Origin of the sequence: Prevotella sp. ne3005 (assembly GCF_900110085.1) — a bacterium.
Classification (GTDB): Bacteria; Bacteroidota; Bacteroidia; order Bacteroidales; family Bacteroidaceae; genus Prevotella.
Map to the genome: position 1 here is coordinate 420,330 of NZ_FOCK01000002.1, position 14,993 is coordinate 435,322.

General features: G+C 53.3%; 9 protein-coding genes. 7 read left to right on the forward strand and 2 right to left on the reverse strand.

The genetic code is table 11. The features are described 5' to 3' along the window. Positions 1-17 precede the first annotated feature (17 nt). From BMY16_RS04760 to BMY16_RS04785, 6 genes are all read left to right on the forward strand, one after another. The gene (locus BMY16_RS04760; protein WP_091840465.1) at positions 18-2,363 is read left to right on the forward strand and encodes a mechanosensitive ion channel family protein; all 2,346 of its coding nucleotides are present in this window, start codon (positions 18-20) and stop codon (positions 2,361-2,363) included. A 75-nt stretch (positions 2,364-2,438) separates the two neighbouring features. Continuing rightward, positions 2,439-3,209: a 3-deoxy-8-phosphooctulonate synthase gene (gene kdsA, locus BMY16_RS04765; protein ID WP_091840467.1), complete on the forward strand. Its 771-nt coding sequence runs from the start codon at positions 2,439-2,441 to the stop codon at positions 3,207-3,209. Between the two features lie 80 nt (positions 3,210-3,289). Continuing rightward, positions 3,290-4,240: a KpsF/GutQ family sugar-phosphate isomerase gene (locus BMY16_RS04770; protein ID WP_091840469.1), complete on the forward strand. Its 951-nt coding sequence runs from the start codon at positions 3,290-3,292 to the stop codon at positions 4,238-4,240. 19 nt (positions 4,241-4,259) lie between these two features. Next, complete coding sequence (locus BMY16_RS04775; protein WP_091840470.1) at positions 4,260-8,042, forward strand: two-component regulator propeller domain-containing protein; 3,783 nt, start codon at positions 4,260-4,262, stop codon at positions 8,040-8,042. Positions 8,043-8,066: 24 nt separating this feature from the next. Then, complete coding sequence (gene cls / locus BMY16_RS04780) at positions 8,067-9,308, forward strand: cardiolipin synthase (RefSeq protein ID WP_091840472.1); 1,242 nt, start codon at positions 8,067-8,069, stop codon at positions 9,306-9,308. 3 nt (positions 9,309-9,311) lie between these two features. After that, positions 9,312-10,454 carry an acyltransferase family protein gene (locus BMY16_RS04785; RefSeq protein ID WP_091840474.1) on the forward strand — a complete coding sequence of 381 codons (1,143 nt, stop codon included), beginning with the start codon at positions 9,312-9,314 and terminating at the stop codon, positions 10,452-10,454. Here BMY16_RS04785 and BMY16_RS04790 read toward each other — a convergent pair. Next, positions 10,414-12,570, reverse strand: coding sequence for a tetratricopeptide repeat protein (locus BMY16_RS04790; RefSeq protein WP_091840475.1), 2,157 nt, complete (start codon positions 12,568-12,570; stop codon positions 10,414-10,416). The genes BMY16_RS04785 and BMY16_RS04790 overlap by 41 nt on opposite strands. 6 nt (positions 12,571-12,576) lie before the next feature. After that, positions 12,577-13,497 (reverse strand): ABC transporter substrate-binding protein, encoded by a 921-nt coding sequence (locus tag BMY16_RS04795; RefSeq protein ID WP_091840477.1) that lies wholly within the window; start codon positions 13,495-13,497, stop codon positions 12,577-12,579. A 64-nt stretch (positions 13,498-13,561) separates the two neighbouring features. On the opposite strand from BMY16_RS04795, the gene radA reads away from it, so the two are divergent. Beyond that, a complete protein-coding gene (gene radA, locus BMY16_RS04800; RefSeq protein ID WP_091840478.1) occupies positions 13,562-14,974 on the forward strand; it encodes a DNA repair protein RadA in 1,413 nt (470 codons plus the stop codon). Positions 14,975-14,993: the final 19 nt, after the last annotated feature.

The window sequence follows — 14,993 nt, forward strand, 5'->3', positions numbered from 1 at the left end:
GCAAAAATAAAAGAGGAATGAAAAGACTGATACTGATACTTGTTGCCGTGATGGGCTTGAGCTTCGAAGCCGATGCCGTTCTGAAGGAGAAAGATCTGGAGCAGACGATGGCCATCCTGCAGGCAGAGTTGGAGCAATACAACAACGAGCTGAAGCAGCGCACAGAAGTGCGTAGGGCGAGAACGAAACAACTCATCACCCAGCTGATGCTTACAATGAAACAGGCTGACCAGAACGCACTGATGCTCTATTCGCAGGAACAGGGTAACGTGTTCGACCTGACCTATGCCTGCCATGAGGCTACAAAACAATATCGTGAGTTCCACAAGCGACAGCTGCCCTTTACTGAGTTTCTGGAGAGAAACCAAACGGAGCTGGCGCGCTATGACAGCCTGATTACACGTCTAGAGTCGCTGCCGGAGATGATGACTACAAAGTACGGCAATCAGCGGCGCGACTCTTGCCTCGTACTGGCCCGTAGCATCCACCAGATGCTGTCAGAGGGTCAGACTCAGCTGAAACGTAACATCCGCTATTACAACCAGACCGAGCAGCGGCTGAGCAGCCTGAACGACTATGCCCACAAGCGCTACAGCGAGATACAGCGTAATATTTTCATTAATGGTGGAGAAGATTTCCTGACCATCCTGAGCAACCTGGGACGCCGATGGCCCACGATGACGGATACGGTGAGAAAGAAATACAGCTTCGACAAGACTTCCAACTCACAGTGGAGCGCACGTTGGATTGTGTTCACCTTCTCAGCTATCCTTTTCTACATCATCATCGCGGTGGTGCTGAACCAGTTGTTCTTCCGGTTCTTCATGCCCAAGCGACTTGATACAGAAGAGTTCCGCAAGAAGCGAGCCTGCATTATCATGACTACCACCACCATTACCTTTGCCATCATCCAGGGAGCCATCAGCATCATTGGCACTGGTGAGAACTACCCCTTCCTCTATATGGCATCAAACCTGTTGGTGGAGTATGCCTGGCTGTTGGGCGTCATCCTCATCTCGTTGCTCCTGCGTGTGGAAGGCGAGCAGATAGGCAGTGCCATCCGCATCTACGCCCCCCTGATTACCGTGGGGTTCATCGTGATAGGCTGCCGCATCATCCTCATCCCCAACGAACTGGTCAACATTCTACTGCCACCAGTGCTGCTGATCTGTGCTATCTGGCAGCGCATCGTGATTAAGCGACACAATAAAAATATCCCCCGTTCGGACATATTCTATACATATATCTCACTAACGGTATTCATCGCTTCAGTGGCCTGTTCATGGGCCGGCTATACACTTTTGGCCGTACAATTACTCATCTGGTGGATCATGCAGCTGACGTGTATCCTGACCATCACCTGCATCAGCCGATATATCGAACTCTATGCCAAGCGCCGGCACTTGGAAGAGGCTCCCATCACGAAGTCGTGGAGCTATCTACTTGTAGAAAAAGTGGTAATGCCAGCGCTGAGTGTAAACAGCGTTATGCTCGCCATTTTCTGGGCTGCCAAAGTGTTCAATCTCAGTGATTTATGCTGGCGTATCTTCAAGTATCACTTTATCGACTTAGAGAACCTTCAAGTATCGATCTTAAAGCTGGCAATGGTCATCACAATGTGGTTCGTTTTCCGTTATATCGTACACACCATTCTGGCCCTGCTGAAACAGCACTATGTGGCTACCGACCCCTCGACAGCCGACTCGAAGGAGGTGATGGGCAAGAACGTGATTCAGGTATTTGTCTGGGGTGTATGGCTGATGATCGCCCTCTCGCTATTCCATATCAGCGTCACCTGGCTGTTGGCCATTTCTGGTGGTCTCTCCACTGGTATCGGTTTCGCCTCGAAAGATATCATTGAAAACATCTACTACGGTGCCTCGCTGATGGCAGGTCGTGTGAAGGTGGGTGACTGGATTGAGGTCGACGGCCGTATGGGCAAGGTGGTATCCATCAGCTATACTTCGACGGTTGTAGAGTCGCTCTACGGTGAGGTTATCACCTTCCAGAATGCTCAGCTCTTCAAGAGCAACTATAAGAACCTGACAAAGAATCATGGCTATGTGCTGGCTGTGGTGCCCTTCGGCGTGGCCTACGGCTCGAACCTGAAGCAGGTGACAGAACTGGTGGAGACTGCTCTTAATAATATGCGTCACCAATGGATGGACAAGCGGAAGCCAGTGAAGTGCGTCTGTTCGGAGATGGGTGATTCGAGCGTGAACTTCAACCTATTTGTATGGGCCGACGCACCGAAGAAATCGTATGTGGTGAGCGATGTGCTGAAATGTGTCTACGACACGCTGAATGCAAACGGTATCTCTATCCCGTTCCCACAGCGCGATATCCACCTCATCAAGGAGTGATTAAACTACGGAAAAGAAAAAATAAATCGAAAAATTTGGTGGTTATAAATAAAATGCGTATTTTTGCAGCTAAATATGAATAATATGACAACCATCATAGCCGGCCCTTGCGTCATCGAATCAGCAGAACTGCTCGACACGGTGGCGCGTAAGTTGGTGGAAATCAACGCCAAACTGGGCACTGATATCATCTTCAAGGCTTCGTTTGACAAGGCCAACCGCACTTCTATCCACTCCTATCGTGGTCCTGGCATGGAGCGCGGTTTACAGATGTTGGCAGATGTCAAGGAGAAATATGGTCTTAGAATCCTAACCGACATCCACGAGCATTTCCAGGCTGCGCCTGTTGGCGAGGTGTGCGACGTCATCCAAATACCGGCCTTCCTCTGTCGGCAGACCGATTTGCTTGTGGCAGCAGCAAAGACTGGGCGTACGGTAAACATCAAGAAGGCGCAGTTTCTCTCAGGGCGCGACATGTGGTATCCTGTGGAAAAATGCCGTGAATCCGGTGCCAAGGAGGTTTGGCTCACTGAGCGAGGCAATATGATGGGATATAACAACCTCGTAGTCGACTTCCGTAACATCAGCGACATGCAGGAAATCGTGCCAAAGGTCATCATGGACTGCACCCACAGCGTACAGCGCCCTGGGGGCAGCGATGGCAAGACAGGCGGCGACCGCCGTTTTGTGCCGATGATGGCGATGGCAGCGAAGGCCTTCGGGGCCACTGGTTATTTCTTCGAGGTACACCCCGACCCCGACAAGGGGCTCAGCGATGCGGCCAACATGCTGGAGCTCGACAAATTGGAAGAACTCATCAAGAAGCTGATTGAAGATCGCGATTAAGTAAGAGCAGAGCTAAGCTTGCTAAGCTATGCCGAACGTGAGCGAGCTCGATATGAAATATCAAGATTGATAATTGAAAGATGAAGACGTCAAGGGAATTAGCAATACAATGTTTTAAAGACGAGGCAGAGGCCGTGATGGGACTGACCGACCAACTCGACGAAAACTTCGACGAGGCGGTCAGACTGATGTATGACTGCAAGGGAAAAGTGATCGTGACGGGTGTCGGCAAAAGCGGACACATCGGGGCGAAGATTGCCGCCACCCTGTCATCGACAGGCACCCCCTCATTTTTTATCAACCCCCTCGACGTATTCCACGGCGACCTCGGCGTGATGACACCTGACGACGTGGTACTCGCCATCTCAAACTCAGGACAGACCGACGAACTGCTCAGGTTCATCCCCATGGTGCTCCACATGCAGATACCTATCATCGGTATGAGCGGCAACCCAGAATCGTTGTTGGCCAAATACTCCACCTGCCACCTCTATGTAGGTGTAAGGAAGGAGGCCTGTCCACTGAACCTGGCACCCACCAGTTCTACGATGGCACAGCTGGCCATGGGCGACGCCTTGGCCGTAGCCCTCATCGAGAAGCGTCACTTCCAGCCGAGAGACTTTGCACAGTTCCATCCTGGCGGAGAACTTGGTAAGCGCCTGTTAACGACCGCACAGGATGTGATGCGCTCAGATGACATGCCGATTCTACCACCGGAGATGCATCTGGGTGAGGCCATCATCCTCGTGAGCAAGGGCAAGCTTGGACTGGGCATCGCAGAGGTCGACGGGAAGATCGTGGGTCTCATCACCGACGGAGACATCCGACGCGCCATGGAGAAATGGCAGGCAGAGTTCTTCGACCGCACGGTGAGCGATATCATGACCCGTACCCCGAAGACAGTGAAGCCCGAAACGAAGATTACAGAGATACAACGAATCATGAACAAATATAAGGTACACTCGGTGCTGGTAACCGACCAAGAGCAGCATCTGCTCGGCGTTGTAGACCATTACTCGTGTATGATATAGAAGTGAGAAGTAAAAAGTTATGAAGCACATAAAAAGACTACTGATCGTATTGATGCTGCTATTGCCATTGGCAGTGGTGGCCGACTATCTGTTTAAGACGATGGATGCCCGCGATGGTTTGACATCCAGTCAGGTAAACTGCATCCTTAAAGACTCACGCGGCTATATGTGGTTCGGTACCCCTGCCGGCCTCTACCGTTTCGACGGCTACACGTTCCGCAACTTCCAGAGTGACTCTCAGGACGGTTCGTCGCTGAACGACAGTTACATCAACTCCATTCAGGAGATGCTCGACGGCAACCTGCTTGTCGAGACCTCGTCGGGTTACTGCATCTATCATCCCCAGACGGAGACGTTTGAGCGCGACATGAAACAGACATTCGCCCGTATGGGTATCGAGACCATCCCCTCGGTGGTATTCATCGACCGCCATAAGAACCTCTGGGGTGCAATCCCCAACAAAGGCGTGGTCTGCTATAACCAGCAACAGCAACTGCTATTTGAGTTCGGCTATACCGACGACGCACAAGGTGTGCCACAGGGTGTGATCAGTTCTATCAGCGACTGCCGCGACGGTGCACTCATCGTCTATAATGATGGTCGATTGGTGTGCTGCGACGTTATGCACCAGCAGCATACGGTATGGGCTACCGACGGAATCCCACAACTGAAGAGCCGCCATTCGAAGTCGTACAAAGCCTTTGCCGACCAATTAGACAATATCTGGCTCTACGGGCAGGGCACACTGTGTATGTATAACAAGAGTTCCGACACCTGGGATACCAGCATCGGTGAGCGCTTAGGATTGACGGGCATTGGCGTCGACCGTAACATCAACGGCATGGCCGGCGACAAGAGAGGAAACATCTGGATCGGTTCCGACCAACTGGGACTGATGAAGATGGATCCTAACACCCATGAGATTGAGTCCGTACAGCCACGCAATATCAATGAACAGCAGTGGATGCATGACAAAGTAGGCATTCAGAGCGTTTATGTCGACGATACCGACCTGCTGTGGGTAGGTACGGAGAAATCAGGTATAGCCTACTCCGGACAATATATTTACCGCTTCGGCTCAGACCTCAAGGGTGACATTACCGCACTGGCACAGGATGCCAACGGCACCATCTGGTACGGCACCAGCGATAGAGGTATCATCGGCTACGACGGGCAGCTGGCCAGTCTGAAGGTTTCATGCATGGCTACGACACCTGACGGTAGTCTGTGGATTGGTTCGAAGCGCAATGGTCTGACGCGCATCAAAAATGGTGTCACCACCATCTTCTCGCTTGCAAAGGATAGTGCCTCGACACTTATCGACGACCATATCAACGCCCTCTGCCAAGACAAGATCGGCAACCTCTGGATTGCCACTAATGGCGGTCTGCAGGTGTATAACCCCAGGATGAACTCGTTCAGCTCATACACCCGCGAGAACGGCAAGCTCTCGACCAACAATATCACCAGCCTTTTCTATAAAAACGATGGTACAGGCAACAACCTGCTCATTGGTACGGCCGAAGGACTGATCATCCTGAACCTCTCGACGACGGAGAAGAAGGTTCTGACGGGAAACTCGAACAATATCGAGCCCTTCACCAACAACTACATCACTCAGATTTTACAGGACTCAAGAGGACTCATCTGGGTAGGAACACGTGAGGGTCTGAACATCCTGAACCTTGAGACCGATGACATCGACTACCTGACAGAAAAGCAGGGACTCTGCAACAACAATATTTGCGGTATTGCCGAGGATAAGAACCATAACATCTGGGTCACCACCAGCAAGGGTGTGTCGCGTATCGTCATCCAGCGTAACCACGAGGACGGCACAAACAACTACGGACTCTACAACTACTCCACTGCCGATGGTCTGCAGAGCAATGAGTTCAATATTGGTGCCATCCTGACGAAGAACGACGGCAACGTGCTCTTGGGCGGCCTCTACGGTGTAAACTGGGTACTGCAGTCACAAGCCAACGACAACAACTCCCTGCCTCGTGTGATGCTCACACAGATGTTCATCGGAGAGGAAGAGGTACTGACTGGTCATGTATACGACGGTCGTGTCATTCTCTCACAGGCCATGAACGAGACTAATAAGATTGAACTCGCCCACGACCAGAACACCTTCACCATCAAGTTTGCAGCAGGTAACTACAATCAGAGTGAGCGCCTGCAGTTCATGTATTGGATGGAAGGTAAGGACGAAGACTGGCGCAACGGTAATGCGCTGACCCACGGTGTGACCTTCAAAAACCTGAGTAGCGGCAAATATACCCTCCACGTGAAGGCCATCAGTGCCGAAGGAGCTGTCAGCAACCAAGAACGTACACTCGCCATCACCATCGAGCGCCACTGGCTGCTCTCCTGGTGGATGATTGCAACCTATATCATCATCCTCCTCGTCATCATCTACTTCTGGCGCATCGGTATCAAGCAGCTGAAGGCCATCAAGTCAAGAAAGCTTGCCGTTATCCAGGAACTGAAGATGCAGCGCGAGGAGATCAAGGCAGCCAGCGACGACCTGCGTCAGCCCATGGCCCGCATGACCTCCATCATCGGTAACCTCTCAGAGAAAGAGAAGAGCCTCGAGGAGAAAGAGCAGCTGAACGCCCTTCACTCGCAGATGCTGCAGATCATTACCCGTGTGGCCGACATGCAGATGAACCTCGAACACCCAGAGGAGAAAGCCAAGAACGTGGTTCAGGACCGTCTGGAGATGAACAGCAAGGGCGAGCTCGAACTGCCTGAGATCGCCAGTGAGACACTAACGGCAGAGACCACCCGCTCACGTGCCGCCCTCGACTCACCGACAGCAAAGTTCACCGTGGTGATGATTGATGACAACGAGGACTTCCTGAAGTTCGCCTCAGCCCGACTGAAATATGTCTACGACTTCCATGTCTACAACGACATCGAAAAGGCTGCCGACGATCTGGACGAGATGAAGTGCGACATCGTCGTCTGTAAGCAGGAGATGCCTGTCATGACGGGTAGTGAACTCTGTAACCAGCTGAAGACGAACCCCAACACGCAGAAGATTAAGTTCGTATTGATGACGGAGGGTGTGCTCACGCCACAGGATATGCACTCGAAGAATATCACCGTCTCTGCCGATGACTATCTGGCCAAGCCGTTCAACATGCAGGAGGCTACGATGCGCTTCAACCAGGTACTCGGTCTGGGTGCTGTCAAGATGAACAGCAACCTCATCGAAGGTGCCGAGACACGTATGCTTGAGGATCATAACACCAGTATGACCACCGCTACGGAGAGCATTGATGGCGAGACCATCGATGAAGAGCAGAGCCTCATGGTCTCTCCCGACGATCCGATGAACATGGTCGAGACATCAGTTATCAAGAAGACCTCTATGGTGAAGAAGAACAACCTGCCAGAGGGCATCCTGCCCGACAATCAGGAGAGCGAGGAGTCGATGTCCGACTACTCAATGCTCGACGCCATGGACCAGCAGCTGATAAAGAATATTGAGCAGTATGTGATGCAGAATATGAGCCGTGGTCAGATCAGCCTTGAGGAGATGGCCAGTGCGATGGGAATGGGTCGTGTACCCTTCTTCCACCGCGTGCGTAACCTCACAGGCAAGACGCCCGCCGAGCTGGTGCGCGACATGCGACTGAAGCACGCCTGCATCCTGCTGAAGCGTACGAACATCAACATGAGCGAACTTGCAACGAACGTTGGCTTCATGACGGCAGAAAACTTCATCAGTATCTTCCGCGAGAAGTTCGGCATGACCCCGTTGGAGTACCGGTTGAACCACAGAAAATAAAAAGTGACAATCGTAAAACATAAAATGATGAACACATTGAAGTGGTGGCGGATTATTCTGCCACTACTTTTCAGTATTCACTATTCACTTCTCACGGCGTCTGCACAGTCCAGCGATTCCATGACCGTTGAGCAGATGAGCGCACTGGGCATTCATTTCACCAACGACAACAAGGTGGAACTGCTCATGTCGGGTCGGGAGAAGTTTGAACGGCTCTTTGAGGATATCCGTCAGGCCAAGCAGAGTGTGCATCTGGAGTACTTCAACTTCCGCAACGACTCCATCGCCTCGCTGCTCTTCGACATCCTCAGGGAGAAACGCAAAGAGGGTGTAGAGGTGAGAGCCGCCTTCGACGGCTTCGGCAACGACTCCAACAACCAGCCCCTGAAGAAGAGCCACCTCGCCGCTCTCCATGCCGACAGCATCAACATCCGCGAGTTCGACCCCATCCGCTTTCCCTGGGTAAACCATATATGGCCCAGAGACCACCGTAAGATTGTAATCATCGACGGGCGTATCGGTTATACGGGCGGTATGAACGTAGCCGACTATTACATCGTGGGAACAGAGCAGGTGGGCGAATGGCGCGACATGCATTGCCGCATCGAGGGACCAGCCGTCAACGACCTGCAGGCCATCTTCGCCCGTTTCTGGAAGAAGCTCGGCAAGGAAGACCTCTCCGACCCTCGCTACTATCAGGGCACCTGTGCCGGCAGGAAGATGATCGGCATCGTCAACCGCGAGCCAAACACCTCTAACGAGATTATGCGCCGACTCTATATCCATGCCCTCGACAATGCCAAGGACTCGGTAAAGATTGTCAACCCCTACTTCGTCCCTACCCCCTCCGTCATGAAAGCCCTCAAGCGCTGTGCCGAACGGGGCGTGAAGATGGACATCATCATGTCGGCAAAATACGACGTGCCTCTCACGCCCGATGTCGTCTACTATAACATGCGCAAGCTCATCAAAAGGGGTGTCAACGTATGGCGCTATCGTCTGGGATTCCATCATTCGAAGATTATGATGGTCGACGGGAAATTCTGTACCGTAGGCAGCACCAACCTCGATGCGCGCAGCATGCGCTTCGACTATGAGATCAATGCCCTCATCATCGACCCGGAGACCACGGCTAAGCTCGATGCCAAGTTTATCGAAGACACCAAGCAGTGCGACCTGATTACGATGGAGGAATGGAACAAGAGCCGTTCGACATGGCAACGATTCCGCGGATGGTTCGGACATTTGTTGACCCCGTTCCTGTAGCCGATGAATCGCGACACCGTCATATCGATTGCCAAGGGCATCGCCATCATCCTGATGGTGGTGGCTCATGCCGAGGCCCCAGGCTGGTTGTGCAAGTTCATCTTCGAGTTCCACATGCCCCTCTTCTTCATCACGGCGGGTTACTTCTTCTCACTGAAATACCTCAACGACGAGGCCACCTTCGTCAAGAAGCGTGTCAAGGGGCTCTACTGGCCCTTCGTCAAGTGGTCGGTATTTTTCCTCATCATCCACAACTGGATGTTCGACATCGGTATTCTCAACGAACGCTTCGGCAACGAGACGGGCGGCGTCACCCACCCCTACACATGCCATCAGATCCAGCAGAACCTCTGGCATATCTTCACCGCCATGGGTGGCTACGACCAGTTCCTCTGCGGTGCCTTCTGGTTCTTCCGCGGACTCTTCGTTGCCAGCATCCTATACCTTATTATATATAAGGTGGTGCTCCACGTGCTCCCAGAGAAGCGAGCCAACGCAGCCCCTTACCTCATCTGTCTCATCATGCTGCTGCTCTGCGCCTGGAAGACCTATGAGGGTCTGAAGATTATCACCCTCGTGCAGGGTGGCTATCGCGACCTGATGGGCTGTTTCTTCTTCGGATGCGGCTTCATCTTCCGACAGTATGCCGGTCAGTATCGTCAGTTCATCGGCCGTCACTACGCGGCCCTGTGGACTACCATTCTCTTCGCCGTCATCGTGTTTCTTTTCTCGAAATACCTGACGGCCAACATGAACTGGCGCTCCACCTTCGTGCAGTTCCTGTCATTGCCCATCCCTGCCCTACTCGGCTTCCTAATGACCTACAACATCAGCCTCTGGCTCGACAGGCACGAAGGCCGTCTGAAGCAGTTTCTCGTCTATACGGGCAACAACACCCTCAACATCTTCATCTTCCACATCGTTGCCTATAAGGTGGTTAGTCTGCTGAAGATATGGTACTACGGTCTCGACATCCGGCAGATTGGCTGCCACATGGTCATCCACGAGTACTCCCAACAGGATCTGTTCTGGATACTCTACACCATCGCCGGCGTGGGCCTACCATTGGGATGCACCTGGCTCAGTAGAAAAATCAAGGAAAGGGTCAGAGGATATAAAGCATCATCTGGATCTCGGCCTCAGTGATGCCTTTTTCACGGATCAGGCTGTCCTCATTATCAATGATATACATCTTCGGTTCTCCCGTCTCCTCCAGATAACGGCGGAAACAGGCGGCTGCGTCATCGATTCGACCATTGAACCAGAGACAATAGCCTTCGTTCAACAGGTCGTTAGGCGACGGCTTCTCGATGTCCAACAGTTTTTCATATAGCTTCTCTGCCTGCTCGTATTTCCCATTGCAGGTCAGCGTCCAGGCCAGCACACGGTTCACGTTCTCATCGTCGGGCGCCTCATAGTTCAGACGGAACAGGATCTTCTCTGCTTCCTCATACTGACGGAGGTTAGTCTGACACACGGCCTTGTTCAGCAGATAAAGCTTCTTGTCTGGCTGCAGCTGGAGCAGTTTCTCATACATCTCCAGAGCCTCTTCATAAAGGGTGTTGGCAAACAAGGCACGGGCATAGCCAGCCAGGGCGCGCTCGTTCTCGGGCTCCAGTTCCAGGGCTTTGGCATAGTTCATCCTCGGGTTCTCACCGATATAGCCCGACATCATGTAATACTGGAAGTCGCGACGGCTCACATCATAGCATCTCAGCATCGTCTTCGCATCCCCTATACGTTTCTTCTTGAGAAGGAAGGCTGTCACCTCATTGAAGTGGGCCTCCAGCGGTGTACCGAAGAACAGTGGACTGGAGAAGAAGAGATAATTGCGCTCCTCGAGGTCGAAGATGCTCCTGAAGGCATTGCGCTGCGAGAAGATACGGAAGAGTCGGTAGAGATCCTGCAGATAGAGCCTGCGGATATAGGCTGGCGTCCGTGTCTCCTCCGGTGCCATCTCCGTGAAGGTTCCCTCCCCACGGTCCAGCAACTGTCGGATGTTCTCGGGCAATTGACTGATCACCTGTTCAAACGCCAGCAGGAAGGAGTACTTGTCGCTATTGCAGAAAGGACCGTTCTTCATCATAGACTGCAGGAATCGGTTCTCCTTGAACTTTCCGGCTGCCGACTGGATGTCAGGGTGATTCATATCGAAGGGCATGAGCCAGTTCACAATCTCATTGAAGAAGGGGAAGCGCTTCATCTGTGAGAAGCCGCCGAAGTAGATGTCCGACCCCTGCTTCTGCATGTCGATCATCTTCCTGTAGCTGTTTTCCATCTTCTCCAGTCGCTCCTCAGCCTCGTTGGGGTGCAGGATATCGTTCAGCGGATCCTGGTCTTCCTCGCTGTTCCAGTCGATGATAATCGGCGAGTCCTGGCTCTTCTTCGTCTTGATAAGGTCGGGAATGATCTCATCACGGATGGTAGCCTGGTCCTGCTCCACATTGATGCAGTAGATCATCTGCTTCTGCAGGTCCACCAGTTCCTGACGGCATTGCTCATCGTCGAACAGGGTCTTCAGCAGTTCAGTCTCCTCAGGGAAGATGCCGTCGAGTTCGGCATCCATAGAGAACACCCAACCGACGAGGGCTCTTTGGCGCACCTGTTCGTCAATGGCCTGCTGATAGACATGCACCAGCGTACGGAACTTCGCCATATCAAAATAGCTCATCGACGAGAGCATCACACTGCTGATGAGCAGCAGCTGGTCGTTCACGTCGACCGTCGGCGACAGCAACAGATCCTCCATCGCCGTCGCATAGCTGTCGGTCCACAAGCCAGAGGTCAGGATATTGTCAAACAGCTCCACCATCTGGTCATGATGCTGTGCATAGAGTTCACTACGCTTGGCAGCCGAAGTGTGGGCTGGCTCCAGATCGAGCACGGCCACATCCGACACAAAGGCCTCCAACTCCTCTTTCACCACCTGCGGCGACCAGTCGCGCGCCGTCATGTGTCCCTTATAGAAGAGCGACGAGAGGTAAGGCATGTGCCTCACGGTATAGTTGCTGGCCATGTTGGCATAGAGCACATACATCCTGCGCAACAGGTTGTCGTAGAGCTGCGGCAGCTGGGGATCCTTAAATCCACGACGCCAGTAGTCGGCCATCAGCTGATAGTCGGTCTTAATGGCAAAAAGCCGGTCGGTATTGATCTGATGGGGATGTACGGCCAGGAAATTGTCCATCGCCACGATGGCCTCACCAAGGTTGCGATTCAACAAATGGTCAAGGACGGTATCAAGTGCTTCGTTTCTAACCATGACTTCTTACTTTTTCTTCGACAGCCACTGGCGGGCCTGTTCCACATCCTTCTCCCTCGGCGCTGCAGCATGCTGGAACTTCAACGTGTCGGGCAAGGCCTTCAGCGCCTGTTCAGAGATCTTATAATATTTCCTGATAACGTCCCGGTATTGTTTCACCCCATAGTGGTTCAGCGAGTCGCAAGCCTCATTGTAGCCTTTCAGAAACACCTCCATCTGTCGACGGCGGTTCTGGTCGTCCATACCCTTCTCGCGGAAGGCCAGCACGCCCATCTGCATATCCAGCTGACGGGTATCGAGCAGCACCTTGTGCTTACCCAACAGGGCCTGTGTGGCCTGCGGCTCCGTCATCAGCAGGGCGTCCATCTCGTTATTCTCCAACATCTTCAGCCGCACGTTCACATCATTGATCTGGATGCGGAACACGCGTTCAGTCTTCAGTTTCGCACTATCCACGGCCAGGTCGCTCAGCAGGTCGGTCACCGAGTAGCGCGTCATGGCCAGCATACGGTCGTCGAGATGCTTCAGGTTCGACATACGCAACTGTCGGTTGCTGATGAGCAGCCAATAGGCATTCGTGGCAGCCACATACTTCAGGGGCGTTCCCTGCTGGATCATCCGCTCCGTCCTCACCAGGTCGCTGATGGAGCCCTCTACCCTGCCCCGCATCAGGGCTGTATCACAGTCCATCTGGGCATTAAAGCGCTTCAGGCGGATATCCACCACCGTGTCAAACATCTGGTGGTCTTTGGCAATAAACACGGGCAGACAGTCGAGCGTCGGCATCACAGCCACCTTCAGGGCTGCCGAGTCCTCACGCCACAACTTCAATCGCTGGGCACGCGACAGTCGTTTCGTCTCCTCATACGACTGTCCGCAGCCTGCAATCAGTAATATCGTTGCGAATAACAATAGAATCTTTCTCATATCGCCTGCAAAGGTACGTTTTTTTTTTGGAATAAAGAAAAATTTTCGTAACTTTGCACTCGTTATGGCAAAAGATAAGATCGCATACGTATGCTCCAACTGCGGCCAGGAGTCGCCGAAGTGGATAGGGAAATGTCCGGCCTGCGGACAGTGGAACACGTTTAAGGAAATCCGCGTCGCCGGCGACACTGGCACTCATGCTGCACGCTCGGCAGCTGCCTCGCTGCGCAGCAACTTTGTCAGCCACCCCAAGGACAACCGTGCCCTCCGCCTCCGCGACATCTCCAACCACGACGATCCCCGTATCGACATGCACGACGAGGAGCTGAACCGTGTGCTTGGCGGTGGTCTGGTGCCAGGCAGCATCGTCCTCTTAGGTGGTGAGCCGGGCATCGGCAAGTCCACCCTCTCGCTCCAGACCATGCTCCGCATGCCTGAGAAGAAGATTCTCTACGTCAGCGGTGAGGAGTCCGCCCACCAGCTCAAGATGCGTGCCAACCGTCTGGGAGGCGAGAACGACCGCCCGGCCCAAACAGAGAACTTCCTCATCCTCTGCGAAAACTCCCTTGAAGCCATCTTCGACCATATCAAGGCCGAAGCCCCCGAACTCGTGGTCATCGATTCTATCCAGACCATCATGACCGAAGATGTAGAGTCGTCGGCAGGCTCCATCGCTCAGGTGCGCGAGTGTGCCTCGGCCCTACTCCGCTTCGCCAAGACCAGTGGCGTGCCCGTCATCCTCATCGGCCATATCACGAAAGAAGGCACCCTCGCAGGCCCGAAGATCCTTGAGCATATCGTCGACACCGTCATCCAGTTTGAGGGCGACCAGCACTATATGTACCGCATCCTGCGAAGCATTAAGAACCGATTCGGAAGTACCTCGGAATTAGGCATTTATGAGATGCAGCAAAACGGGCTCCGTCAGGTCTCCAACCCCTCCGAGCTGCTGCTGACACAGGACCGCGACGGTCTCTCTGGCATCGCCATCACCTCGGCCATCGAGGGCATCCGCCCCTTCCTCGTCGAGACGCAGGCACTTGTATCAACTGCCGCCTATGGAACCCCCCAGCGCTCTGCCACTGGCTTCGACCAGCGAAGATTAAACATGCTGCTCGCCGTACTTGAGAAGCGCGTAGGCTTCAAGCTGATGCAGAAGGATGTCTTCATCAACATCGCCGGCGGATTAAGGGTTACCGACCTTGCGATGGACCTCTCCGTCATCGCCGCCGTGCTCTCCTCGAATGTCGACACCCCCATTGAGTCTGGCTGGTGTATGGCTGGCGAGGTAGGCCTGAGTGGTGAGGTGCGCCCCGTCAACCGCATCGAGCAGCGCATCGCCGAGGCCGAGAAACTGGGCTTCACCGATATGATTATCCCCAAGTACAATCTGCAGGGCTTCGATGCCAAGAAGTACCACATCCAGCTCCACCCCGTCCGCAAGGTGGAAGAAGCCCTACGTGCAATCTTCGGATAACAAATTGCCAACCTTTTGC

Excerpts from the sequence above, each read along its gene's own strand:
- kdsA (WP_091840467.1), top strand. The coding sequence starts at position 2,439 with ATGAATAATATGACAACCATCATAGCCGGCCCTTGCGTCATCGAATCA.
- BMY16_RS04790 (WP_091840475.1), bottom strand. The coding sequence starts at position 12,570 with ATGGTTAGAAACGAAGCACTTGATACCGTCCTTGACCATTTGTTGAAT.
- BMY16_RS04760 (WP_091840465.1), top strand. The coding sequence starts at position 18 with ATGAAAAGACTGATACTGATACTTGTTGCCGTGATGGGCTTGAGCTTC.
- BMY16_RS04770 (WP_091840469.1), top strand. The coding sequence starts at position 3,290 with ATGAAGACGTCAAGGGAATTAGCAATACAATGTTTTAAAGACGAGGCA.
- radA (WP_091840478.1), top strand. The coding sequence starts at position 13,562 with ATGGCAAAAGATAAGATCGCATACGTATGCTCCAACTGCGGCCAGGAG.
- BMY16_RS04775 (WP_091840470.1), top strand. The coding sequence starts at position 4,260 with ATGAAGCACATAAAAAGACTACTGATCGTATTGATGCTGCTATTGCCA.
- cls (WP_091840472.1), top strand. The coding sequence starts at position 8,067 with ATGATGAACACATTGAAGTGGTGGCGGATTATTCTGCCACTACTTTTC.
- BMY16_RS04785 (WP_091840474.1), top strand. The coding sequence starts at position 9,312 with ATGAATCGCGACACCGTCATATCGATTGCCAAGGGCATCGCCATCATC.
- BMY16_RS04795 (WP_091840477.1), bottom strand. The coding sequence starts at position 13,497 with ATGAGAAAGATTCTATTGTTATTCGCAACGATATTACTGATTGCAGGC.